The 24,681-nt window shown below is 62.0% G+C and carries 15 protein-coding genes; 7 read left to right on the forward strand and 8 right to left on the reverse strand.

The window, feature by feature from the left end:
• Nucleotide 1: 1 nt before the first annotated feature.
• The gene (locus GDV60_RS16970) at nucleotides 2-7,462 is read right to left on the reverse strand and encodes a YDG domain-containing protein (protein ID WP_159908170.1); all 7,461 of its coding nucleotides are present in this window, start codon (nucleotides 7,460-7,462) and stop codon (nucleotides 2-4) included.
• A 217-nt stretch (nucleotides 7,463-7,679) separates the two neighbouring features.
• Nucleotides 7,680-8,306, reverse strand: coding sequence for a response regulator transcription factor (locus GDV60_RS16975; protein WP_029296507.1), 627 nt, complete (start codon nucleotides 8,304-8,306; stop codon nucleotides 7,680-7,682).
• A gap of 274 nt (nucleotides 8,307-8,580) precedes the next feature.
• Between GDV60_RS16975 and GDV60_RS16980 the strand changes: the two genes are divergently transcribed.
• Complete coding sequence (locus GDV60_RS16980; RefSeq protein ID WP_092238988.1) at nucleotides 8,581-9,147, forward strand: PQQ-dependent catabolism-associated CXXCW motif protein; 567 nt, start codon at nucleotides 8,581-8,583, stop codon at nucleotides 9,145-9,147.
• Nucleotides 9,148-9,161: 14 nt separating this feature from the next.
• Nucleotides 9,162-9,827 (forward strand): response regulator transcription factor, encoded by a 666-nt coding sequence (locus tag GDV60_RS16985; protein ID WP_029296512.1) that lies wholly within the window; start codon nucleotides 9,162-9,164, stop codon nucleotides 9,825-9,827.
• A gap of 113 nt (nucleotides 9,828-9,940) precedes the next feature.
• On the opposite strand, the gene GDV60_RS16990 is transcribed toward GDV60_RS16985, so the two are convergent.
• The 5 genes from GDV60_RS16990 to GDV60_RS17010 form a co-directional block, all read right to left on the reverse strand.
• Nucleotides 9,941-12,202, reverse strand: a complete 2,262-nt coding sequence (locus GDV60_RS16990) for a PAS domain-containing hybrid sensor histidine kinase/response regulator (protein WP_169871633.1) — start codon at nucleotides 12,200-12,202, stop codon at nucleotides 9,941-9,943.
• Complete coding sequence (nosP, locus tag GDV60_RS16995) at nucleotides 12,171-13,334, reverse strand: nitric oxide-sensing protein NosP (protein ID WP_159908172.1); 1,164 nt, start codon at nucleotides 13,332-13,334, stop codon at nucleotides 12,171-12,173. The genes GDV60_RS16990 and nosP overlap by 32 nt, the downstream gene beginning before the upstream one ends.
• A 240-nt stretch (nucleotides 13,335-13,574) precedes the next feature.
• Nucleotides 13,575-14,750: a porin gene (locus tag GDV60_RS17000; RefSeq protein ID WP_029296517.1), complete on the reverse strand. Its 1,176-nt coding sequence runs from the start codon at nucleotides 14,748-14,750 to the stop codon at nucleotides 13,575-13,577.
• Nucleotides 14,751-15,434: 684 nt separating this feature from the next.
• A complete protein-coding gene (locus GDV60_RS17005) occupies nucleotides 15,435-16,238 on the reverse strand; it encodes a sulfite exporter TauE/SafE family protein (RefSeq protein WP_159908173.1) in 804 nt (267 codons plus the stop codon).
• Between the two features lie 9 nt (nucleotides 16,239-16,247).
• Nucleotides 16,248-17,492, reverse strand: a complete 1,245-nt coding sequence (locus GDV60_RS17010) for an FAD/NAD(P)-binding oxidoreductase (protein ID WP_159908174.1) — start codon at nucleotides 17,490-17,492, stop codon at nucleotides 16,248-16,250.
• Nucleotides 17,493-17,662: 170 nt separating this feature from the next.
• On the opposite strand from GDV60_RS17010, the gene GDV60_RS17015 reads away from it, so the two are divergent.
• On the forward strand, nucleotides 17,663-18,526 hold the full coding sequence (locus GDV60_RS17015) for an MBL fold metallo-hydrolase (protein WP_159908175.1): 864 nt from the start codon (nucleotides 17,663-17,665) through the stop codon (nucleotides 18,524-18,526).
• A gap of 376 nt (nucleotides 18,527-18,902) precedes the next feature.
• Here the strand turns inward: GDV60_RS17015 and bkdR are convergent, their stop codons facing one another.
• Nucleotides 18,903-19,388 carry a Bkd operon transcriptional regulator BkdR gene (gene bkdR / locus GDV60_RS17020; RefSeq protein ID WP_032860173.1) on the reverse strand — a complete coding sequence of 162 codons (486 nt, stop codon included), beginning with the start codon at nucleotides 19,386-19,388 and terminating at the stop codon, nucleotides 18,903-18,905.
• A gap of 196 nt (nucleotides 19,389-19,584) precedes the next feature.
• Here bkdR and GDV60_RS17025 point away from each other — a divergent pair, with 196 nt between their 5' ends.
• The 4 genes from GDV60_RS17025 to lpdA are packed head-to-tail and all read left to right on the forward strand — an operon-like array spanning nucleotide 19,585 to nucleotide 24,533.
• Nucleotides 19,585-20,820 carry a 3-methyl-2-oxobutanoate dehydrogenase (2-methylpropanoyl-transferring) subunit alpha gene (locus GDV60_RS17025; RefSeq protein ID WP_029296528.1) on the forward strand — a complete coding sequence of 412 codons (1,236 nt, stop codon included), beginning with the start codon at nucleotides 19,585-19,587 and terminating at the stop codon, nucleotides 20,818-20,820.
• 1 nt (nucleotide 20,821) lies between these two features.
• Nucleotides 20,822-21,880, forward strand: a complete 1,059-nt coding sequence (locus GDV60_RS17030; RefSeq protein WP_029296529.1) for an alpha-ketoacid dehydrogenase subunit beta — start codon at nucleotides 20,822-20,824, stop codon at nucleotides 21,878-21,880.
• Nucleotides 21,881-23,149 carry a dihydrolipoamide acetyltransferase family protein gene (locus GDV60_RS17035; protein ID WP_092238976.1) on the forward strand — a complete coding sequence of 423 codons (1,269 nt, stop codon included), beginning with the start codon at nucleotides 21,881-21,883 and terminating at the stop codon, nucleotides 23,147-23,149.
• Between the two features lie 4 nt (nucleotides 23,150-23,153).
• Nucleotides 23,154-24,533 carry a dihydrolipoyl dehydrogenase gene (gene lpdA / locus GDV60_RS17040; RefSeq protein ID WP_029296533.1) on the forward strand — a complete coding sequence of 460 codons (1,380 nt, stop codon included), beginning with the start codon at nucleotides 23,154-23,156 and terminating at the stop codon, nucleotides 24,531-24,533.
• Nucleotides 24,534-24,681: the final 148 nt, after the last annotated feature.

The raw sequence follows: 24,681 nt of genomic DNA on the forward strand, positions 1-24,681 counted from the left end.
ATCAGAGTCCTTCTGGAAGGCGCAAGCCTTGGTCAACGAGGGTATAGAGGTCATTGGGCAGGTGCAGCCCGCTGGGTACCGGGGCCTGTGTCGGCTTGGGCAGATTGCGCAATGGCTCGACGACTTCGACCACGGTTTGCAGCGGCGCCAACGGCGGTGCATCCACCGTCAGCAGGCCATCGATGTAAGCGATCTGGTAGTTGGTGGCAGACAGGCCCGAAGCACTGACCTGATACTCACCGGCGCTGGCACTCGAAGGTGCGCTGAACAGCAGGCTGCCGCTCAGGTCTGAAGCCACGCTGTCAGTGCCGAGCAGCCCGTCATAGGCCACATCGAACACGGGGGTTTGGCCTTGCGCGACCCTCGTATCGCCCACGGTGACGTTCAGCACCGCCTTGGTGATATCGGCCGTAGTGGCTGCCGTGCGGCTGACCTGATAGTTGCCCAGGTCCACACCGGCCAGGGTGATATCGCTGATATTCACGGTTTTGCCGGTGGCCGCATTTTTGTCGCTGAAATTACCGGTGGCCGAGAGCACAGACACATCGTCACCGCTCACCAAGCCGTTGAAACCGGCACCCGCCAGGTTCAGCACCGCGCCAGTGGCGGCGTCGTAGACCTTGTTGCCCGCGGTGATGCCGGTGACGTTCAGGGTTTTGGCGCTGATATCGGCGCTCAGGCCCATAGGGTTGCTGATGCTGTAGTTGCTGGCCAGGCCGCCGTTGCCGCCATTGACCAGGGTGGCGCCGCTGGCGGTCACGGTCTTGCCGGTGCCGGCGTTTTTATCGCTGAACGTAGCGCTAAGGCCGGTGACGCCAAGGGTTTCGCTGCCCACCAGACCATCCAACGCGCCACCGCTGAGGCTGGCGAGGTTGTTGCCGTCATATACCTTACCGTTGGCCTGCATGCCGCTGATGGTCAGGGCCTTGGCGCTGATATCGGCGCTCAGGCCCATGGGATTGCTGATGCTGTAGTTGCTCGCCAGGCCGCCGTTGCTGCCATTGACCAGGGTGGCGCCGCTGGCGGTTACGGTCTTGCCGATCCCCGCGTTTTTATCGTCGAACGTTGCACCAAGACCTGTCACGCCAAGGCTCTCGGAGCCCACCAGGCCATTCAGGACACCACCGCTGAGGGTCGCCGCGTTAGTGCCGTCATAGACCTTGCCGCCCGCTGTCACGCCAGTGAGCGTCAGGGCCTTGGCGCTGATGTCGGCGCTCAGGCCAGTAGGGTTGCTAAGGCTGTAGTTGCTCGCCAGGCCACCGTTGCTGCCATTGACCAGGGTGGCGCCACTGGCTGTTACGGTCTTGCCGGCGCCGGCGTTTTTATCACTGAATGTCGCGCTAAGGCCGGTGACGCCGAGGGTTTCGCTGCCCACCAGACCATCCAACGCACCACCGCTGAGGCTGGCGAGGTTGTTGCCGTCATACACCTTGCCGTTGGCCTGCATGCCGCTAATGGTCAGGGCCTTGGCGCTGATATCGGCGCTCAGGCCCATGGGGTTGCTAATGCTGTAGTTGCTCGCCAGGCCACCGTTGCTGCCATTGACCAGGGTGGCGCCACTGGCTGTTACGGTCTTGCCGGTGCCGGCGTTTTTATCACTGAATGTCGCGCTAAGGCCGGTGACGCCGAGGGTTTCATTGCCCACCAAACCATCCAACGCACCACCGCTGAGGCTGGCGAGGTTGTTGCCGTCATATACCTTGCCGTTGGCAGTCAGGCCGGTGATGGTCAGGGCCTTGGCGCTGATATCGGCGCTCAGGCCCATGGGGTTGCTAATGCTGTAGTTGCTCGCCAGGCCACCGTTGCTGCCATTGACCAGGGTGGCGCCACTGGCTGTTACGGTCTTGCCGGTGCCGGCGTTTTTATCACTGAATGTCGCGCTAAGGCCGGTGACGCCGAGGGTTTCATTGCCCACCAAACCATCCAACGCACCACCGCTGAGGCTGGCGAGGTTGTTGCCGTCATATACCTTGCCGTTGGCAGTCAGGCCGGTGATGGTCAGGGCCTTGGCGCGGATATCAGCGCTCAAACCCGTGGGGCTGCGCAGGATGTAGTTACTGGCCAGGCCGGTACCATCGGCCAAGCCGCCACCGCTGACGGTGACCGTTTTGGCATTACCGACGTTGGCGTCCAGGAACACCCCGGCCAATGTGCTGAGGCTCAAGGTTTCACCGCTGACCAAACCGCTGAGCACGCCACCGGATAAAGTGGCCGCCGTGGTGCCGTCGTAAATCTTGCTATTGGCGGTGATCCCGGAAACGGTCAGGGTCTTGGCGGTGATATCGGCAGTCCATCCCGTTGGATTGGCAAGGCTGTAGTTACTGGCCAGGCCGCCGTTGCCACCATTGACCAGGGTTGTACCGCTGGCCGTCACGACCTTGTCGGTGCCGACGTTTTTGTCCGCAAAGGTGGCGGTAAGACCTGTCACCCCGAGGGTTTCATTCCCAACCAAACCACTCAGCGAACCGCCGCTCAGCGTGGCCGAGAGGCGACCGTCATAGACTTTGTCGACAACGCTCATGCCGATGATGGCCAGGGCCTTGGGCGTAATACTGGCCGTGGCCGTGGCCGTGTTGTTGACGAAGGTGTAGTTGCCCAGGTCGCTGCCTGACAGGGTGATATTGCTGATCAGGACCGTCTTGTCATTGCCGGCATTCTTGTTGGTGAACTGGCCGGCGGCGCTGGCCAATACCACGTCATCCCCGCTGACTTTTCCGTTGATCGTCGCACCTAGGGAGCTGAGGGCTGCGTCGGTATTACCGTTGTAGACCTTGCTGACGGCAGTCAGGCCGCTGATGCCGCTGATGACGGCCTTGGAAATGTCACCGCTCAGGCCGGCCGGCTGGCTGACCGTGTAGTTTTGCGCAAGCCCCGAGCCGTTACTCAAGGTCACACCGGCAACCGTCACGGCCTTGCCGACACCCGCATGTTTGTCCACAAAGTTGCCGATAGCGTCAAACCCCAGGGTCTGCGTGCCCACCAGGCCATTGAGGGTGCCACCACTCAAGGCCACCGAAGCGCTGCCATCGTAGACCTTGTTCGCCGTCAGGCCACTGATGGTCAGGACCTTTTGGGTGATGTTGGCAAGCACCGGACTGATGTCCAAAGGGTTTATGTTGTAGTTGCGGGCAAGGCCGCCGGCGTCGCCCAGGGCCACGTTGATCTGCACGTTTTTCCCGTTGGCGGCATTGGCGTCGGCGAACTGACCGCTCAAGGTCATGCTCACTGATTCGCCAACCACCAGGCCACTGAGATGAGCAAACGGCTGGAGACTGACGGAGGTCGTGCCGTCATAGACCTTGCTGTCTGCCGTCAGGCCAGTGATGCTCAAGGCTCTGGGGGTAATATTGGCGCTCAGCGGGCTGCTGGTATCGAGGCTGTAGTTACCCGCACCGAGGCCGCCCAGGCCCAGGTCGACCTGGATGCCAGTGCCGGCGTCCTTGCTGGCGAACGCGCCGGTCAATGTGACCCTGCCGATATCTGCGGCCAGGAGCCCGGACAGCGTACTACCGCCCAGGATGGCGAGAGTGGTGCCGTCATACGCTTTGTTGTTCACCGTGGTACCGGCCGTGCTCAGGGTGGCCTTGTTCACCGACAAGGTGCCGTCGATGTAGTTGATCGAATAGCCGAACTGCCCACCTGTCGAGGCAAGTCCGCTCAATTTCAGGCTGTAGTCGCCAGCATTGATCGCACCGACGCCAGTGCCGCCCAACACCAGTGAGCCGGTCAGTCGACTGTCGGCGTCAAGGTTTGGCGTATAGGCGCCGCCGAAGGCAGTGCCGTCGTAGGTTTTCGTGACGTCGCCAGCCACCACGTTCAACTGGGTCATGAAGCTGCGCAGCAGCGGGCCAGAACTACCGTTGTAAACCACCCAGGTCTTGTCCAGGTCCCAGCCGGCGTTGGAAAAGGTGGATAGGGTCTGGATTTGTGTTGTGGTCAGTCCACCGGATTGCGTCGGCAAAACCATCCACTCGCCCTCGGCATAAAGCTGCCCCGTCGCGTTGGTGTCCCAGAAATTGCCGGAAGACACGGTATTACCGAAATTGGAACCCATGATCCCACCAGCGAACCCATTTCCCGAGCTAGCCGTCACCCGGCCACTGACGAAGTTGTTCGATAAGCTGCCGCCGTCCAGTTGCCCAACCAAACCGCCAGCCAAGTCAGCCGTTGCCGTCACAGAGCCGCTGAAATAGGAGTTGGAAATACTGCCCCCTCCTTGCTGCCCAACCAAGCCACCGGCATAGACCTCAGCTGTCACCGTCGCACTGGAGAAAGTGCCCGTCAGCGTCCCGAGGCTGTAGCCGACAATGGAACCGGTGTAAGCCGCGCCGCTGATACTGCCACCGTCAAGCCCCAGGTTACTGACGCGTCCCGTCTCGGAGATCGCACCAAACAGCCCGTTATATTGCTGATTGCCGCGATCAATCTTCAGGTTTTTGATCACGTGCCCTTGGCCGTCAAGGCTGCCCGTGAAATTTATCCCTCGATTGGCCTCGCCCAGTTGCACAAAAGTGCCATTCCACACATCAGTCGTTCCCGCCGTGGCCCCGGCGACGATATCGCGACCCAGGGTGTATGTGGCGTTGCGGTCCATGGCCACCAACTGCAGTTGGTGGGCGTTGGTGATGGTCGTGGAATACTCGCTGGCCAGCATCGGCAGCGTGCCACTGCTGCCGTTGTTGATGCCGCTGCTATCAGCATTGACCATCACCCAGGCATTGCCTGTTGCGCCGGGTGAAGCGCTGAAGTTAAAGCCCTGGAAGCTGGAGGTCTGCTTCATTTGCGCGGAACTCAAGCCCACTGCGGCACCGGTACCTACATCACCGGTACTGACGTCGTTACCCCAGCCTGAAAGCCCTGGGTTGACAGTCATGTTGTAGTAGCCGCTGGTGACCGAACCACCGCTGTGCCGGCCAATCAGGCCACCCGAAGCGGAACCGGTGACCTTGCCCACCGAATAGGCATTGACGATGGTGCCTCCGGCATTCAGACCCACCAGCCCACCATTGTTGGCCGTATTGGTGAGGGCGCCGGTCACCGAGCCGGTACTGTAGACGTTGCTCAAACTGCCCCGATTGGCGCCAACCAAGCCACCGTTGTACGCGCCGCTGCCGACCCCGTTGATACCCACATTGCCGGTGGCGTAGCTGTTGGTGATCTGCCCGCCCAAGAAGTTGTTACCCACCAGCCCACCCGCCGTGCCGCCACCGGTAACGTTACCCGTGGCGTAACTGTTGGTGATGACCCCCGTCGCCCGGTTGGCCGAAACCAGCCCCCCGTTGTACTGCGCGTTGGTCGTACTGGTGACATTCCCCGTCGCACTGCTGTTTTCGATCCGCCCCTCGTTGCGCACCACCAGGCCGCCAAGCCCCGCCCCGCGCAAACCGATCACATTCGCCGTGGAATAGCTGTTGCGCACAATACCTGTGTCGGTGTTCAACGAGACCAGCCCCGCCGCGCCGGCGTAGTTGGTCGACGTCACGGTGCCTGCGGTATGGCTGTTGCTGACGATACCGGTGTTGGTGCCCACCAGGCCGCCCAGTTGTACATAGTCGGTGCCGGTGACCGCACCGCTGGCGTAGCTGTTGTCGACCCACCCACGGTTGTAACCCACCAAGGCGCCAACGGCGTAGATCGACGGGAAGACATCGACCAGCGTGCCCGTCAACGCGATCGACACATTGGTCAACCCCACGTTACGCACCGCGCCGGTGGTACTCACAGCGCCGAACAGGCCGGCATCGGTGGTGCTGCGATTCATGCTCAGGTTGCTGATGCTATGGCCCAGGCCATCAAACGTGCCGGTAAACTCGCCGCCTGCGACCGTGCCCAGGGAATCGAAGCCCTTACCGCCGTTCCAGGTAGCCGTGGCTGCGGCGTTGATATTGCTACCCAGCACAAAGTTGCCGCTCAACGCACCATTGATCCCTTGCAGGTCCAGGCCAGTGACGCTGCCCATCGCGCCGAGGCTGGTGATCACGGTGTAGTCCACACGCGTGCCGTCGCTGCCTTGCCTGGTGCTGAAATTCTGCCCTGCCGCCAGGTTGACCGGAGCCTTGATATTGATGCTGCTGGTACTGCCCGCTGCGACTGCACCCTGGCCATATTCCACGGCCAGTTTGGCGCTGCCGGAGCCGAACATTTCCTTGTTGATATTGACGTTGTTGTGGGCGGTCAGGGTCAGGGTGTTGGCGTTCCAGACCACCGTGTCGTTGACGTTGATATTGCCCGCGCCGGAACCGGTGGCGACGGTCGCAACGGTCATGTTGGTGGTTTTCAACCGGTCGCTGACAGCGGCCCCGGTGATGTCGCCACCGGTCGCGGCGATGGTGTAGTCAGTCGGGTCGATCAGCCAGTTGCCGGTCTTGCCCTTGGCCGCTGCCGTGGTAATTTTTGCGCTGTCGGCCACCTTGACGTGGGCACCGGAGGTCTCGATAAACCCACCATTGCCGCCGCTCGGTGCCGAGGCATCCAGGGTACCGGCCACTTGCACCGTGCCACCGTCAAAACCGCCGAGCAGGACGATCTTGCCGCCCTTCTCGCCCAGGGTATGGGCTTCGATCACCCCGGTGTTGTTGACCACGGTTTGCAGCAAGGCGTCGCTGGCCTTGGCGGTCATGATCACCTGGCCGCCGTCGGCCTGGATCAATTGGCGGTTTTCCACCAGGGCATTCTTGGTGGCTTCATCCACCTGTACGTTGAGCAGGCCGTCGCCGGCAAAGTCCAATGTCACCTTATTGCCGGCGGCCAGAGCCACGCTGCCCAGCTTGGCGGCGATCACCCCCTGGTTGCTCACGGTCCCGCCCAGCAGCGCCACCGCGCCGCCGTCGCCGGCCTTGAGCGTGCCCTGGTTGACCACACTGGCATTGTCGGCACTGCCTTTGCCCTGGAACTTATAGTTGCCGGCGGCAAAGTCGCTGTTGGTTATATCCAGGGTCGAGGCCACCAGGCCACCGACATCCACCGACGAGCCTTTGCCGAATAGCACGCCATTGGGGTTGACCAGGAACACCTGCCCATTGGCGTTCAGTTGGCCCATGATCTTCGAGCCATCACTGCCGACCACGCGGTTCAGGGCCACGGAGTCCTTGCCGGGCTGGACGAAGGTGACTTTCTTGTCGGCACCTATGTTGAAGCTCTGCCAGTCGATGGCGAGTTTTTGCGTGGTTTGGTTGATGACCATCTGCTGCTGGTCGGGCGTAAGAATTTGCCCATTGCCCAACACCACCTGACCACCGGTAGGCAAGCCAGATGCCAGCGCGGAGGCCGGCACCAGGATGGCACCGCCGAGTATCAGCGCAATCGCAAACTGCAGGGTGCGCAACGGGGCGCACAGCTCGCTATCTTCCACGTTATGAACCGCACCAACGCTACCGCGCTTGCCCTGTCGGCTGGCGTTTTCGCTGGCAACCACCCACGCGTTAAGGCTGTGATTCCAGATCACACTGAAAATGCGGTTCATGACTGAGGTCGTCCCTGAGCACTAAATGGCACGGTGCCATTACTTGTAGGACAATTCTGCATAGATACGCTGAATTTGTAAGCGCCTTGGGATGATAAAACTTATTTAATCGAAGTTTTTTTCATATTTTGGATCCATTTTGGCCCGTTCAATTGAGCGCCAACATCAAAAGCATTAAGGCCATAATCTAACGCTATCAACCGCGATCAAATATTGATCATCCCGCGGCCCTGACCAGCCCCATATCAATCCCCACGTGCACCAGTTCGGCATGGGAGGTCACCTGTAATTTGCTCTTGAGCAACGTCAAGTGATTGGACACGGTCTTGCTGCTGATACTCAGCTGATCAGCGATCGAACGGGTGGGTGTGCCCTTGGCCAGCATCAGGAAAATCTCCAGCTCACGCGCTGTCATGCCCTGCAACCGATGATCGCCCGGATGGTAGGCCAGCTCGGTGGCCAGGGCCTGTTCGATATAGGTGTGGCCGTCGAGGATGCGTTGCACCGCTTCAGTCATCACCGCAGGCGTCGCGCCCTTGGTGATATAGCCCGACGCCCCGGTCTCCAGGGCCTGGCGTACCAGGGGCAGCTCATCGTGCTGGCTGAAAAACAACACGCGCAATTGCGGCAAGCGCTGGCGCAGGCGGCGGGTGGTTTCCAGGCCGCTGATGCCTGGCAGGCCGACACCGCTGATCACCAGGTTGGGCACGGCTTCCTGCACCCGCAGCAGCGCCTCTTCACCGCTGCCCGCCTCACGGACTTCGACGCCCGGCAACAGCGGGCGCAATAGGCTGGCGTACCCCAGGCGCACCACCGCATGCTTGTCCACCAGCAGGATATTCATGAGGCATGCACTTGCATCATAGGAATGGGCGACGGTCGCGGGCCGTGGAGCTTGTCGACCCCGATCAGGCTGAGGATCAGCAAAAACGGCAAGAGCAGCGCCTTGAGAATTCGCATGATCGTACAACTCCTGGGATGAGCGTTGCGTTCATGCTAGAGCCCCCAAGCGGCGGGTGATTTACTACTTTGGTACTGGTTTTGCTGTCTATCGTCGCATTCCCAAGGCAGCGCGACTGGCATGTAATGGGCGCATAACTATAAGGATCGTACCTGCCATGCTGCCCGCCCGACTGACCCTGGTTGCCGTGCTGTCACTGACCCCGCTGTTGGCGGCTGCCGAGGCGCCAAGCGCGTTGTTTTCCCGCGACGGCTACCGCATCAACCTCTACCGCAGCCCTACCCCAGACCACTTGCCGGGCGCGACCATCGTCGATACCCAGGCCTTGCAGGCGCTGCTGACACAACAGCCGCGCCCGGTGCTGATTGACGTTTACCGCCGGCAATGGCTGCACGGCCAGTTCATCGAAGACCAGCCCCACGCCAACCTGCCCGGCAGCCATTGGCTGGCCAATACCGGCGACGGCGAGCTGACGCCCGAATGGCAAAGCTACTTCGCCCGCCACCTGTACACCTACAGCGACGGTAACCTGGCGCAACCGTTGGTGTTCTACTGCCGCTCCGATTGCTGGCTGAGTTGGAACGCGGTAAAACGGGCCAAAGCCTTGGGTTATAGCGCTGTGTATTGGTATCGCGATGGCCTGGACGCGTGGGAGGCAGCGAAGCTGCCCGTCGCTGCGGCGCACCCTGAGCCCTTTGAGCTTGCCCCTGAACAACCACAATAAAAAGGTGAACGGCCATGTACAAAATTCTGATTGCCGACGATCACCCGCTGTTTCGCGAAGCGATCCATAACGTCATCAGCGACGGTTTTGCCGGTAGCGAAGTGATGGAAACCGCCGACCTGGACAGCGCCCTGGCCCTGACCCAGGAGCACGACGACCTCGACCTGATCCTGCTGGACCTGAACATGCCCGGCATGCACGGCCTCAATGGCCTGATCAACTTGCGCAACGAAGCGCCGACGATTCCGGTGGTGATTGTCTCGGCCGAGCAGGACAAGCAGATCGTGCTGCAGGCCATTACCTACGGTGCTGTAGGGTTTATCACCAAGTCCTCGCCACGGGCGCAGATGACCGAGGCGATCCAGCAGATCCTCAATGGCAACGTGTACCTGCCGCCGGATATCATCCGCACCCAGAAAAACCCCGGCCAGCGGCGCATGCACGATAACCCGGCCTTCGCCCCGGAACTGCTCCAGGCCCTGACCCGCAAGCAGTTGCTGGTACTCGAGCGCATGACCAAGGGCGAGTCGAACAAACAGATTGCCTACACCCTGGAAATTGCCGAGACGACAGTGAAGGCCCACGTGTCGGCGATCCTGCGCAAGTTGAATGTGCATAACCGGGTGCAGGCGATCCTCAGTGCCGGGGATATCGACTTTGGGTCCTACCTGCGGCGCTAAAGGTCTATGTGGGAGCGGGCTTGCTCGCGAAAGCGGTGTGTCATTCAGCATTTATTTGACTGATCCACCGCTTTCGCGAGCAAGCCCGCTCCCACATTTTGATCGAGGCTGTGTCAGGGGCGGCCCAAGAGGTGGCTCATGGCGGTCTTGAGTTTCATCGGCCGTACCGGCTTGTGCATCAAGGTGTGCCCCAGTTCGCGGATCTGCTGTTTCAACTCGTTGCTGTAGTTGGCGGTGATCATCATCGCCGGGATCGCGCTGGCCCGCCGCGCATTGATCCTGGCCACCGCGTCCACGCCATTGCGCTCGTCGTCCAGGTGATAGTCGGCAATCAGCAGATCCGCCTGGGCATGGTAGTTGTCCACCTGGCGCGCCAGGTCCTGCTCGGACAACGCCGTCACCACCTGGCAGCCCCAGCCTTCAAGCAAGGTGCGCATGCCGGCGCAGATCGCCGCGTCGTTATCCAGCACCCACACCCGTGCGCCCTGCAAGCGCTCCAGCATCGGCTCGCTCATCACCGGCATCGGCAAGGCCTTGGGCGCGCTGCTACTCAACGGCACCTCCACACTGAACATCGAGCCCTTGCCCGGCCACGAGCGCACGCTGATCCGGTGCCCGAGGATCCTGGCGATTTTCTCCACTATCGCAAGGCCCAGGCCCAACCCGCGATCCTGGTCAGGGCGCTGCACATCGCCGCGCTTGAACTCCTGGAAAATCTCCTCCAATCGCTCCTTGGCGATGCCCATGCCGGTGTCCCAGACCTGGATCGACAAGCGCTGATGCTCACGCCGACAGCCCAGCACCACGCGCCCTTCGTAGGTGTAGCGGATGGCGTTGCTCAACAGGTTGCGCAGGATCCGCGCCAGCAACTGGATATCGCTGCGCACCAGAGCCGAGCAGCCAATGAAATGCAGCTGCAAGCCTTCGCTGCGCGCCACTTGGGTGTATTCGGCGGCGAGGTTGTCCAGCAGTTCGCTCAAGGCAAACGGCGCGATATCGGCCTTGATCACCCCCGCATCGAGCTTGGAAATATCCACCAGGGTGCCCAGCAGGTTTTCCACATCCTCCAGGGAGTTGCTGACGTTGCGCACCAGGGTCTCGTTGGCCACCGGGTCGCGCCGTTCCAGCAAGGCGCCGGTAAACAAGCGCGCGGCGTTGAGCGGTTGCAACAGGTCATGGCTGACCGCCGCGAGAAACTTGGTTTTCGACAGGTTGGCCTGCTCGGCTTCCAGCTTGGCTTCACGCAGGCGCGATTCCACGCGACGGCGCTCGTCGATTTCCTGCAGCAGTTGGTCGTTGAGCGAAGTCAGTTCCGCCGTGCGCTCGCGCACCCGCAATTCCAGGTTCTGATAGGCCTGATGCAGGGCCTCGGCGGTGCGCCGGCGCTCGGTGATGTCGCGGATCAGCACAAAGATCCCCACCACCTCGCCACTGGCCAGGCGGTTGGGCACATAGGAGCGCAGCATGTAGCGCTCCTGATGATTGATGTTGGTTTCGGCGAACTCAAACGTCACGCTCTCCCCCGCCAACGCCTGCGCCACGTAGGCCTCCAGGCGTTGGTAATGCTGCTCGCTGTGGGCCTGGCGCAGGCTTTTGCCGAGCATCGCGCCCTGGGCCCAGCAATACCATTGCTCGTACACCTTATTAGTGAACTCGTAGACCAGATCGGCATTGAGGTAGGCAATCAACGCTGGCACATGGTCGGTGATCAACCGGATCCAGCGTTCACTCTCCTGGGACTTCTGCGCGACGGCTTGTTCTCGGCGCAGGGTCTCTGCCAGTTTGACGTCGGTGATATCGGTAAACAGAATCACCCGCCCGCCGTCCTGGGTCGGCCGTTCGCTGACTTGCAGCCAGCGCCCGTTATCCAGGCGATAAAACAGCGTCTCATCGGCGTGCCCGTGGGCTTCTTCGGTGAACAGGCCGTTGACCGTCATCAGCCGCTTGACCTCGCGCAGGCCCATGCCCGCGACAATCTGCACCGGGCTGTTGCTCCAGAATCCCTGGAAACGGCTGTTGAACAACACGATATGTTGGTGCTGGTCGAACAGCACGAAGGCATCGGAAATGCTCTCGATGGCATCGATCAAATGCTGGTGCGCGGTTTCTGCCCGCAGTCGTGCATCACTCAGTAGATGGTTGCTGGCCTTGAGTTCGGCCATGGCCTGGTTCAACGCATCGGTACGTTCGCGCACCTGCTCGGCCAGCACCACTGAATGCTGGAACGCCGCATAGGGGTCGTTGCCACGGGTCGCGCCCGATTCGACACGCTCGATCAGCGCGGCGTTGATCCGCGCCAGCTTGCGATTGTCCTGCTGCAGCGCGCTGATCTGCGCGCGCAGTTCAGCGCTGTCCAGGGGTTCGACCACGGGCAATGGCGACCCCGGTAAAGGTCTGGTTGATGTGCATGCCATTGAACTGCTCTCCGTAGGTGTTGAACCCAATCACCCGCTGCTCGCGCAAAAAGGTGCCGATCGGCTCCAGGGTGCCGTGGTCTTCCAGTTCCAGGCGCCGCAGGAAACAGTCGCAGCCGATGGTCAGCAACAGGTTGCCAAGACGCGCCTGCAGGCCGTCGAACAGGGTCTGCAGGTTGGGCAGGATCGGGCCTGGGGTCATGGCGGTAAGGACGATGCCGTTTTCCACTGCGCAGTAGAAACTCAGGCTCAAGTCATCGTGGACCTGCTGGATTGCGCGTACGTAGTACTGATCGTTGATGCGCACCGCCAACGGGTGGGCGGCGAAGATCCGGTGGTCAAGTTGCGCCACCGCCACGCCGATATGCCGCGCGTATTCTTCGGCGGCAGGTTCGGCATTGAGCTCAAACACCCGCCGCGAGGTGCTGTCGGCCCCCGTCACCACCAGTTTCTGCGCGCGGGGCAGGATGTGGTGGGTGGTAAACACCTCGAAATCCAGCCAGGTATTGACCAGCACCACGACGGCAGCGCCGCTGTGGAAGGCGCCGTCGAAATACACGTGGGTGTGGGTCAAGTGGTTGTCATCACCGGCCGAGCCACCAAAATGCGGGATATCGCCGAGCGCCGCGCTCAAGGCGGCGAGGACCATTTCTTCACGACTGGAAAGGCCATCGAGCAGGGTCAAGGCAAAGCTGTTGCCCTTGATCGGCGCCAGGGTGTTGCTGCGACAACCGCCCACCAGGCGCTCGACCATTTGCTGGGCGTCGATCAGGCTGAAGTGTTCAACCTGGTCGATCAATTCGGTGGCGATGGAAAAGTGCGCATGATCAAACCCCACCGCCGTCACGCAATTGCGCCCGTAGCCCTGGGGCGTGATCTCGCCGGCGCTGGTGCAACCCACCACGCGCACGCCACCAAAGCGCTGTTGCAGGGCCTGGCCGAGGGCCTGCAGATCGTAGGTAGCCGAGCAGAAGAACAGCACAAACCCCAGGTACGGGTGCAACAACTGGCTGGCCAGCTCATCGGCCACCTGCCACGCCTCGCTGGCCTGGGACATGGCTGTGACTACGCCTTCGCTGTGCACCTGTTGCATGGTCACCTCCGCCGTTTAAGCTCAAGTGTACGAACGCGCGGGATGGCGACCTATGCTACTTGGGTACTGGGTCGGGGCTTCGATGGGATGAGAGTCTCCGGGCTGGCTTGTTTGGGAGATGGCTTTTGTGGGAGCTGGCTTGCCTGCGATCGCATCACCGCGGTGTAACTGATCCACCGAGGCGCCTACATCGCAGGCAAGCCAGCTCCCACACAAACCAGCGCCTATCTTTTGCTGGGTTTACCAGGTGAGCACCGCGCCTACGGCAAAGGTATCGGTGTCTTCGTTCTGCGCACTGGTGTCGTGGCCGCTGATCTCGAACTGGTTGTACTCGGCCACCAGCTTCAGGTTGTCGTTGATGTCATGGAACAGGGCAATGCCACGGGTTTCATAATCCGCGCCGCTGCCGACCACGCCGTTGCCGTCGTCCTTGGTCTTGCCGTAGGACAGCGCCAGACGGTTCTTGCCCAGTTTGTAGGAGCCCTGCAACAGGTAGCCGTTGCTGTCGACATTACGCAGCGTGGCCTCACCCGCGTTGTTGGTGAAGAACGGGTTGATGCCCTTGGCCTGGAAGCCGGAACCGGTGAGCGACAAGCCGCCCATCTTCGCCTGCACGCCGTAGCCCAGGCCTTTGGAGGTCACCGATTCGACGGTGGAGTCGGTGTTGTCCGACGTCTGGTAGCTGCCATTGAGCCAGCTGTAGATCTTCGCCCCGCCCACGTCGAACTGGTAGGTGATCTCGCTCTCGGTGCGCGGGTTCTTCTGGTAGGCCTTGCCCAGGGCGCTGCTGTCGTTGGTGTCGACCGGGTCCATGATGCCCACGGCCACCCGCAGGCCTTCCATCACCGGGGTGCGGTAGGTGATTTGCGAGGTGGGGAACGGGTACGGGTAGCCGCTGCCGATATTGCCAAACGACACACCACCGCCGTCCACCAAGCCCAGGCTGTCGCTGACCTGGCCGTAACCGGCGAGGAGTTCATCGAGCAGGATGTTGGAGCGGGCGAACAGGCCGAAGTCCTTGCCGATCAGCACTTCGCCCCACTCGGGGTTGGCCACGGTGCCGTAGAACTGACGGACGTCGATGGCGGTGTCGGTGCCGTTGGTTTCGCTGTCGTTGATGGTCACCCAGAACGAAGCACGGGCGCCGAGCTTGAGGTCATCGACCTGCTTGCCCATGTTGAAGCCCAGGTAGTTGGGCAAAAAGCCCATCTTCACCCGCGACTGGCGCCGGTCGTATTGCTCACCGGCCCGATCCACATCGCTGTTGACGTAGAAGGCGTTGATATAGCCATCGGTGGAGAATGTGGTCTGGTCCTTGTCGTACAGCACGATCTCGGCCTGGGCCAGCGAGCTCAAGCCGAGGCTGGCGATAAAGGCTGGCAACAGACGACGGGGGAAGTTCTTATTGTTATGCATGGCGCGCTCCGCGACGGGGGGTCTGGGTGTCGGAGGCGATTATCGAAAGGCCGGCTGCGCGGTTAAACGCTGCCTTGGAGGGGGATGCGCGGTGCTTTGGACGGCAGCGAGGGCCCGCCACTTAAGGCTTACACCGGTAGGAGCGAGCTTGCTGGCGAAGGTCGTTAACGATGACGTTGGGTATCTGAGACCCCGAGGTGTTCTTGCTGGCGTAATCGCAGGCAAGCCAGCTCCCACAGGGGAATGCAGCTGCGCGCTCTGGCGGTGCTGTTGCTCTGCTTTTGATCTGGCTTTTGATCTCAGGCGCCCCGTCAAACCACGATGGCCGCAGGCAGGTATTGCGCAGTGGGCACCCCGGCAGGATGCCGGGGTAGCCGCGACACGGCCATGGATGGCCGATCGCGGCGGGCCCACGGAGCAATGCCTGACTGCGGGCATGCCGAGCCTAGGCGAGGCACCGAGTGGTGGGGCAAGAGCGCTTTGGTTACTTTCGCGCTCTTCGAAAGTGACCCGCCGTCAGGGCGGAACCCTAAGTGGCCGTGACCGCAGCAACGGATATGTACACAACCCCAAAAACCATCAAAGAGTTGTGTAGATACTCATGCACGCGAGGGCTTGAAAGAACGGGGCGTCCTTGGGTTTTTCGCGAGCAAGCTCGCTCCTACAGGTTGGGCGGTGTGCAGGTTAGAGGGCGTTGAACAGCATCCCGCCGGCTACCACCACACACAGGCTGGCAAAGCCGATCTGCAAGGCCCGCGCCGGGACCCGCGAACCCAGGCGCCGGCCAGCGAGCATGCCGACGATGCTGGCAGCAATAAACACCCAGCCCATGGTGTCGATCACTACCCCGGCATGGAACGCGCCGACCACGCCGATCAGCGAGATCAGGCTGATCACCATCAACGACGTAGCAACGATCCCGCGCATCTGCACATCGGTCAGTTGCTTGAACGCCGGCACAATCAGAAAGCCGCCACCCACGCCGAGCAGGCCCGATACCGCCCCCGTCACCGCACCCAATGCTGCCAGGGTCGCGGTGCATTTGGCGGTCCAGGAAAAGCGCCCGGTCTGTTGATCAAGCATGCAGTTCTTTTGCCCCCAGGAGGCTGCGCCATGGTCGCTGGGGCCGGCCTCGTCCTTCTCGCGCCGCAGCATGCGCCAGGCCACCAGCACCATCAGCGCGCTGAACAGGCCCATCAGGATCTTGTCCGGCAGCTGATGGGCGAAGAACACCCCCAGCGGCGAGAACAGCGCGCCCAGCAATGCGATCAACAGCGCCGCGCGGTAACGCACCAGGCCATGGCGCAGGCCATCAAGCGCACCGACTGCCGCTGCCGCACCGACTGCAAACAACGACACCGGCGCCGCTTCGGTCATGGTCAAGCCCAGCCCCAGCACCAACGCCGGCACCCCGAGAATCCCGCCCCCGGCGCCGGTCAGCCCCATCACCAAACCCATCATCACGCCAAAAAAACTTGCCAGCAGCATAGGGTTCTCTCACTCCACCTTGGCCAGGCGGGTCAGCCATTCGCGACCCTTGAGCATGCCGTTCCAGTAGAACCACGGCAGCACTGTGGCCTTCAAGAACCACGCCGAACGCCGCGCCACGGTAGGGTCGAGGGCAAAGGTCGGCAACAGGCGGCCGCCATAACCAAACTCGGCCAGCACCACCTTGCCCTTCTCCACCGTCAGCGGGCAGGAGCCGTAACCGTCGTACTTGAGCGGCAACGGCGCCTGTTTGCGCAAGGCCAGCAGGTTCTCGGCCACCACCACGATTTGCTTGCGTACGGCGGCGGCCGTCTTGGCATTGCTGGTGGAGCACACATCGCCCAGGGCGAAGATGTGCGGGTAACGCACCTGTTGCAGGCTGTGGGGGTCGACTTCGCACCAGCCGGCGGCGTCGGCCAGTGGGCTGTGGCGGATAAAGTCCGGCGCCACCTGTGGCGGCACGACGTGCAGCATGTCGAAGGACTTTTCTTCGATGCTGAGATTGCCCTCGGCATCCTTGACCTCGAACCAGGCCTTGCGCGCCGGGCCATCAACCTTGATCAAGTTGGAATTGAAGGCCAACCGTGCGCCATATTTCTCGACGTAGTTCATCAACGGCGGGACAAAGGTCGCCACGCCGAACAACGCGGCACCGGCCAGGTTGAATTCAACATCAATAGTGTTCAGGTCACCTTGTTTGAGCCAGTGGTCGCAAGACAGGTACATGGCCTTCTGCGGCGCACCGGCGCATTTGATCGGCATGGCCGGCTGGGTGAAGATCGCCTTGCCGCCCTTGAGCTGCTGCACCAGTCGCCAGGTGTAGGGCGCGTGCTGGTAGCTGTAGTTGGAGGTGACGCCGTTGTGGCCCAGGGTCTGTTCCAGGCCTTCGATTTTCTCCCAGGCCAGGCGCAGGCCGGGGCAGACGATCAAGTTGTTCCAGGTCACACGCTGGCCACTGTCGAGCACCAGGGCCTGTTCGTCGGGCAGCAACTGGCTGACCGCCGCCTGCACCCAGGTCACACCATCGGGCAACACCCGGGCCATGGGGCGCATGGTTTTGCGAATGTCATGGGCGCCGCCGCCCACCAGGGTCCAGGCCGGTTGGTAGTAATGGTCGGCGCTGGGTTCGATCAGGATGAGGTTCAACTGCGGGTCGCGCTTGAGCAGGCTGGCCAGCAGGCCGATGCCCGCCGAGCCGCCGCCGATGACCACGATATCGCCACTGATGGTCGGTCCCCAGTGTTGGTCGTTCATAGTCTTGGCCTTTGTTCTTCGACAATGCACACAAGGGTCGCTGCCGCATGGCGTCACGTCCCACTCACAATCGATCCTTTGCCTCGGATCGTTTGTTTCACTTAAGCTCGCAAGCCTATGTGGAAATCACCTTGAATGTAAGCTGCTATCAGCTACCCAGGACAACCGTCATGCCCGCGTTGATTCAATCCTTTCTGGACGAGGCGTCGTCGACCTACACCTACGTCGTCTATGAAACGGACGCCAGCCCCTGCGCCATCGTCGATTCAGTGCTCAACTACGACCCGGCCTCGGGGCGTACCGACACGGCCCAGGCCGACAAAGTGATTGCCTTCGTCCGTGAACGAGGCCTGCAGGTGCAATGGCTGCTGGAAACCCACGCCCACGCCGATCACCTGTCCGCCGCGCCCTACCTGCGCCGGCAATTGGGCGGCAAGATTGCAATTGGCCAGTCCATCAGCAAAGTCCAGGATGTGTTCAAGAATCTGTTCAACCTGGAGCCGGAGTTCCGGGCCGACGGGTCGCAGTTCGACCATCTGTTTGCTCCCGACGAGATCTTCCACATCGGCAACCTCGAGGCCCAGGCCCTGCACGTGCCTGGGCACACCCCGGCGGACATGGCCTACCTGATCGACGACCAGATGATCCTGGTGGGCGACACCCTGTTCATGCCCGACGTCGGCACCGCCCGCTGCGACTTCCCCGGCGGCGATGCACGCCAGTTATATGCCTCGATGCGCACGTTGCTGGCCTTTCCCGGCGAGACGCGCCTGTATGTGTGCCACGACTATCCGCCTGAAGGCCGCGCGGCCAAATGCCTGACCACCGTGGCCGAACAGCGCGCGGGCAATATTCATGTGCATGACGGGGTGGACGAGGCGGCGTTTGTGCAGATGCGCACCCAGCGCGACGCCGGGCTTGGGATGCCGACGCTGTTGCTGCCGGCGATCCAGGTCAACGTGCGGGCGGGCAATATGCCGCCGGCGGAAGACAATGGCGTGACCTACCTGAAGATCCCCCTCAACCAGCTTTGAAATACCGCCCCCTGTAGGAGCTGGCTTGCCTGCGATAGCGGTGGGCCAGTTAACACAGCTTTGCCTGATCTACCGCTATCGCAGCATAGGTATCTACACAACTTTCAGAAACTGACGAACTTCCCTGTGGCGAGCGGGCTTGTCGGAACGCCGCATCGCCCGCGCTGGGGTGCGAAGCAGCCCAAAAAGCCCTCCACGTTTCTTCAGATAAACCGCGATGGCCGGGTTTAGGGCTGCTTCGCACCCCAGCGCGGGGCAAGCCCGCTCGCCACAACAGCCCTATCCGCTTGGCTTTATGCGATGCGACAAAATTGTGTAGATACCTATGGCTATCGCAGGCAAGCCAGCGCCTACATTTCCAAACGCATTCCAATCATCAACCCAGGTTGATGCCATTGGCCGGCAGCGGCAGCGCCGTCTTGTAACGCACCTGCTTGAGCGCAAAGCTGGAGCGGATGTTCGCCACCCCCGGCACCTTGGTCAGGAAATCCATCATAAAGCGCTCCAGTGACTGGATGGTCGGCACCAGCACCCGGATCAGGTAGTCCGGGTCGCCGGCCATCAGGTAGCACTCCATCACCTCCGGCCGGTCGGAAATCGCCCCCTCGAATTGTTGCAACGCCAGTTCGTTCTGTTTTTCCAGGCTGACGTGGATAAACACGTTGACGTGCAGCCCCAGCAAATCGGCATCCAGCAGCGTGACCTGGTCACGGATCAGACCCAGTTCCTCCATCGCCTTGACCCGGTTGAAACACGGCGTGGGCGACAGGTTGACCGAGCGTGCGAGGTCGGCGTTGGTGATGCGGGCGTTCTCCTGGAGGCTGTTGAGAATCCCGATATCGATACGGTCCAGCTTGCGCATGAGACAAAACCACCTGTTTATTATGTTTATGCAGATTTTTTATCCTCAAATGATCTTATGCGCAACTAAACAGAGATAAATATTCTCCCCGGCCCGGCCTATGATTGTTGTAGGACAAGATTTCCCCTACCCGGGGACTGACTGTCAGCTAAGCGCGCCCACTATAAGAAATCCACAAGATCGAGCGTAGAAAGCCATGACCCAGCAATACGAACCGCTGCGCCTGCACGTTCCCGAGCCTTCTGGCCGTCCAGGTTGCAAGACCGACTTTACCTACCTGCGTCTGACCGACGCCGGTACGGTGCGCAAACCCGCCGTAGACGTAGAACCCGCCGACACCGCCGACCTGGCCAAGGGCCTGATCCGCGTGCTCGACGACCAGGGCCAGGCCCTGGGCCCGTGGGCTGAAGGCGTGCCGGTAGAGATCCTGCGCCGTGGCATGCGTGCCATGCTCAAGACACGGATCTTCGACAACCGCATGGTGGTTGCCCAGCGCCAGAAAAAAATGTCGTTCTACATGCAAAGCCTTGGCGAAGAAGCCATCGGCAGCGCCCAGGCCCTGGCCTTGAACGTTGATGACATGTGCTTCCCCACCTACCGCCAGCAAAGCATCCTGATGGCCCGCGAAGTGCCGCTGGTAGACCTGATCTGCCAACTGCTGTCCAACGAGCGCGACCCGCTCAAGGGCCGTCAGTTGCCGATCATGTACTCGGTCAAGGACTTTGGCTTCTTCACCATTTCCGGCAACCTCGCCACCCAGTTCGTACAGGGCGTGGGCTGGGGCATGGCCTCGGCGATCAAGGGCGATACCAAGATCGCCTCGGCGTGGATCGGCGATGGCGCCACCGCCGAATCGGACTTCCACACCGCCCTGACCTTCGCCCACGTGTACCGCGCGCCGGTGATTCTCAACGTGGTCAACAACCAGTGGGCAATTTCCACCTTCCAGGCAATTGCCGGCGGTGAAGCCACGACCTTTGCCGGACGCGGCGTGGGTTGCGGGATCGCCTCCCTGCGGGTGGACGGCAACGACTTCATTGCCGTGTACGCCGCCTCTGCCTGGGCCGCCGAACGGGCGCGGCGCAACCTCGGCCCGACCCTGATCGAATGGGTCACTTACCGCGCCGGCCCGCACTCCACCTCCGATGACCCGTCCAAATACCGGCCTGCCGACGACTGGAGCCACTTCCCGCTGGGCGACCCGATCGCCCGCCTCAAGCAGCACCTGATCAAGATTGGCCAGTGGTCCGAAGAGGAACACGCCACGGTCACTGCCGAGCTCGAAGCCGAAATACTCAGCGCGCAGAAAGAAGCCGAACAGTACGGCACCCTGGCCGGTGGCCAGATCCCGAGCGCCGCGAGCATGTTCGAAGACGTCTACAAAGAGATGCCGGAGCACTTGAAGCGCCAGCGTCAAGAGTTGGGGATCTGACATGAACGATCACAACAATAAAATCGAGTTGGAAACCGCCATGACCACTACCACCATGACCATGATCCAGGCCCTGCGCTCGGCCATGGATGTGATGCTTGAGCGTGACGATAACGTGGTGGTATTCGGCCAGGACGTCGGTTACTTCGGCGGCGTGTTCCGTTGCACCGAAGGCTTGCAGACCAAGTACGGCACCTCGCGGGTGTTTGACGCACCGATCTCCGAAAGCGGCATCGTCGGCGTGGCCGTGGGCATGGGCGCCTATGGCCTGCGCCCGGTGGCCGAAATCCAGTTCGCCGACTACGTGTACCCGGCCACCGACCAGATCATCTCCGAAGCGGCGCGCCTGCGTTACCGCTCGGCCGGCCAGTTCACCGCGCCCTTGACCATGCGCATGCCCTGCGGCGGCGGCATCTACGGCGGCCAGACCCACAGCCAGAGTATCGAAGCGGTGTTCACCCAGGTCTGCGGCCTGCGCACGGTGATGCCGTCCAACCCTTATGACGCCAAGGGCCTGCTGATCGCCTCCATCGAAAACGATGACCCGGTGATCTTCCTCGAGCCCAAGCGCCTGTACAACGGCCCGTTCGACGGCCACCACGACCGCCCGGTAACGCCATGGTCCAAGCACCCGCAAGCGCAGGTGCCGGACGGTTACTACACCGTACCGCTGGATGTGGCCGCCATCGTGCGCCCAGGTTCGGCCGTCACCGTGCTGACTTACGGCACCACCGTGTATGTGTCGCAAGTGGCCGCCGAAGAAACCGGGATCGACGCTGAAGTCATCGACCTGCGCAGCCTGTGGCCGCTGGACCTGGAAACCATCGTCAAGTCGGTGAAAAAGACCGGCCGTTGCGTGGTGGTGCATGAAGCCACGCGTACCTGCGGTTTTGGCGCCGAACTGGTGTCGTTGGTGCAAGAGCATTGCTTCCACTACCTGGAAGCGCCGATCGAACGCGTGACCGGTTGGGACACCCCCTACCCGCACGCGCAAGAGTGGGCGTATTTCCCTGGCCCGACCCGTGTGGGCGCGGCTTTGCAACGGGTCATGGAGGTCTGAATGGGCACGCACGTTATCAAGATGCCGGACATTGGCGAAGGCATCGCAGAAGTTGAGCTGTCGGTATGGCACGTCAAGGTCGGCGATATGGTCGTGGAAGACCAGGTGCTGGCGGACGTCATGACCGACAAGGCGATGGTGGATATTCCCTCGCCAGTCCACGGCAAGGTGATATCACTGGGCGGTGAGCCGGGTGAGGTCATGGCCGTGGGCAGTATCCTGATCAGCATTGAAGTCGAAGGCGCCGGCAATACCAAGGAGTCGGCGCTGTCGGCAGTGGTTGAGCAAGCCGCGCCGGCGCCCAAGGCCGACATCAAGGCACCGGTGGTTGAAAGCAAGCCGGCCGCCAAGCCGCTGGTGGCTGCGGCGCAAGCCCCGGTGGCCCGCGACGCCGATGAGCGTCCGCTGGCGTCCCCCGCCGTGCGCAAGCATGCGCTGGATGCCGGGATCCAGTTACGCCTGGTTCAGGGCTCGGGCCCGGCCGGGCGCATTCTGCATGACGACCTCGAGGCCTATCTGCAACAGGGCACCACGCGGGCCGCGACGGGCGCCAACCCGTATGCCGAACGCAACGACGAAGAGCAGATCCCGGTGATCGGCATGCGCCGCAAGATCGCCCAGCGCATGCAGGACGCGACCCGTCGCGCTGCGCATTTCAGCTACGTCGAAGAGATCGACGTGACGGCCCTCGACGACTTGCGCGTACACCTCAATGAAAAACACGGCGCCAGCCGCGGCAAGCTGACGTTGTTGCCATTCCTGGTGCGGGCGATGGTCGTGGCGCTGCGCGATTTCCCGCAGATCAACGCGCGTTATGACGACGAAGCCCAGGTCATCACCCGCCTCGGCGCGGTGCATGTGGGCGTCGCCACCCAGAGCGATGTCGGCCTGATGGTGCCGGTGGTGCGGCATGCCGAAGCGCGCAGCCTATGGGGTACCGCCGAGGAAATCACCCGCCTGGCCACCGCCGCCCGCACTGGCAAGGCCAGCCGCGACGAGCTGTCGGGCTCGACCATCACCCTGACCAGCCTCGGCGCGTTGGGCGGGATTGTCAGCACTCCGGTGCTGAACCTGCCGGAAGTGGCGATTGTCGGGGTCAACCGCATCGTTGAGCGGCCGATGGTGATCAAGGGGCAGATCGTGATCCGCAAGATGATGAACCTCTCCAGCTCCTTCGATCACCGGGTGGTCGATGGCATGGACGCGGCGCAATTCATCCAGGCCATCCGTGGCCTGCTCGAACAACCCGCCAGCCTGTTCCTGGAGTAAGGGCATGACTCAGACACTGCATACCACGCTGCTGATTATCGGCGGCGGCCCAGGCGGTTACGTGGCGGCAATCCGCGCCGGCCAACTGGGCATCCCGACCATCCTGGTGGAAGGCCAGGCGCTGGGCGGCACCTGCCTGAACATCGGCTGCATTCCGTCCAAGGCGCTGATTCACGTGGCCGAACAGTTCCAGCAAACCGTGCACCTGAGCCAGGGTTCGGCCCTGGGCATCGACGTGGACGTGCCGACCCTGGATATCCGCAAGAGCGTGGAGTGGAAGGACGGCATCGTCGATCGCCTGACCACCGGGGTTGCCGCGCTGCTGAAAAAACACAAAGTCCAGGTCATCCATGGCTGGGCCAAGATCGTCGACGGCAAGACCGTGGACGTGGGCGACCAACGCATCCAGTGCGAGCACCTGCTGCTGGCCACTGGCTCGAAAAGCGTCAACCTGCCGATGCTGCCGATTGGCGGGCCGATCATCTCGTCCACCGAAGCCCTGGCGCCGACCCGGGTGCCAAAGCGCTTGATCGTGGTCGGTGGCGGTTATATCGGCCTGGAACTGGGGATTGCCTACCGCAAGCTCGGGGCTGAGGTCAGCGTGGTCGAGGCCCAGGACCGCATCCTGCCAGCCTACGACGCCGAACTGACGCAACCGGTGGCCGAATCCCTCAAGCAACTGGGGGTCAAGCTGTACCTCAAGCACAGCGTCACCGGGTTTGAAGGTGGCAGCCTGCAAGTGCGCGATCCGGAGGGCGGCACCCTGGCCCTGGACACCGACCAAGTGCTGGTCGCCGTTGGTCGCAAACCCAACACCCAGGGCTGGAACCTGGAAGCCCTGGACCTGGCGATGAACGGTGCGGCGATCAAGATCGACAACCGCTGCCAGACCAGCATGCGCAACGTGTGGGCCATCGGCGACCTGAGCGGCGAGCCAATGCTGGCGCACCGGGCCATGGCCCAGGGCGAGATGGTGGCCGAGCTGATCAGCGGCAAGTCCCGGGAATTCAACCCGGCGGCGATCCCGGCGGTGTGTTTTACCGACCCGGAACTGGTGGTGGTCGGCAAGACCCCGGACGAAGCCAAGGCCGCGGGCCTGGACTGCATCGTCTCGAGCTTCCCGTTCGCGGCCAATGGCCGGGCCATGACCCTGGAGTCCAAGACTGGCTTCGTGCGGGTGGTGGCGCGGCGTGACAATCACCTGATTGTCGGCTGGCAGGCAGTGGGGGCTGGCGTGTCCGAGCTGTCCACGGCCTTTGGCCTGAGCCTGGAAATGGGCGCGCGCCTGGAAGATGTGGCGGGCACCATCCATGCCCACCCGACCCTGGGTGAAGCGGTGCAGGAAGCAGCCCTGCGGGCGTTGGGGCATGCGTTGCACCTGTAAAGTCAATGCGATCCAAATGTGGGAGCGGGCTTGCTCGCGAATGCGGTGTATCAGTCAACATATCCACCACTGACCCACCGTATTCGCGAGCAAGCCCGCTCCCACACAAGCCAAGAATGAAGTATTGTTGCGCCCATCCAGAAATAAA

Origin of the sequence: Pseudomonas sp. DTU12.1 (assembly GCF_009873475.1) — a bacterium.
In the GTDB taxonomy this organism is placed as follows: domain Bacteria; phylum Pseudomonadota; class Gammaproteobacteria; order Pseudomonadales; family Pseudomonadaceae; genus Aquipseudomonas; species Aquipseudomonas proteolytica.

What these genes read in the sequence shown, in the direction of transcription:
- GDV60_RS16985 (WP_029296512.1), top strand. Translation starts at nt 9,162, where the DNA reads ATGTACAAAATTCTGATTGCCGACGATCACCCGCTGTTTCGCGAAGCG.
- lpdA (WP_029296533.1), top strand. Translation starts at nt 23,154, where the DNA reads ATGACTCAGACACTGCATACCACGCTGCTGATTATCGGCGGCGGCCCA.
- GDV60_RS17005 (WP_159908173.1), bottom strand. Translation starts at nt 16,238, where the DNA reads ATGCTGCTGGCAAGTTTTTTTGGCGTGATGATGGGTTTGGTGATGGGG.
- bkdR (WP_032860173.1), bottom strand. Translation starts at nt 19,388, where the DNA reads ATGCGCAAGCTGGACCGTATCGATATCGGGATTCTCAACAGCCTCCAG.
- GDV60_RS16970 (WP_159908170.1), bottom strand. Translation starts at nt 7,462, where the DNA reads ATGAACCGCATTTTCAGTGTGATCTGGAATCACAGCCTTAACGCGTGG.
- GDV60_RS17010 (WP_159908174.1), bottom strand. Translation starts at nt 17,492, where the DNA reads ATGAACGACCAACACTGGGGACCGACCATCAGTGGCGATATCGTGGTC.
- GDV60_RS16975 (WP_029296507.1), bottom strand. Translation starts at nt 8,306, where the DNA reads ATGAATATCCTGCTGGTGGACAAGCATGCGGTGGTGCGCCTGGGGTAC.
- GDV60_RS17025 (WP_029296528.1), top strand. Translation starts at nt 19,585, where the DNA reads ATGACCCAGCAATACGAACCGCTGCGCCTGCACGTTCCCGAGCCTTCT.
- nosP (WP_159908172.1), bottom strand. Translation starts at nt 13,334, where the DNA reads ATGCAACAGGTGCACAGCGAAGGCGTAGTCACAGCCATGTCCCAGGCC.
- GDV60_RS17035 (WP_092238976.1), top strand. Translation starts at nt 21,881, where the DNA reads ATGGGCACGCACGTTATCAAGATGCCGGACATTGGCGAAGGCATCGCA.
- GDV60_RS17030 (WP_029296529.1), top strand. Translation starts at nt 20,822, where the DNA reads ATGAACGATCACAACAATAAAATCGAGTTGGAAACCGCCATGACCACT.
- GDV60_RS17000 (WP_029296517.1), bottom strand. Translation starts at nt 14,750, where the DNA reads ATGCATAACAATAAGAACTTCCCCCGTCGTCTGTTGCCAGCCTTTATC.
- GDV60_RS17015 (WP_159908175.1), top strand. Translation starts at nt 17,663, where the DNA reads ATGCCCGCGTTGATTCAATCCTTTCTGGACGAGGCGTCGTCGACCTAC.
- GDV60_RS16980 (WP_092238988.1), top strand. Translation starts at nt 8,581, where the DNA reads ATGCTGCCCGCCCGACTGACCCTGGTTGCCGTGCTGTCACTGACCCCG.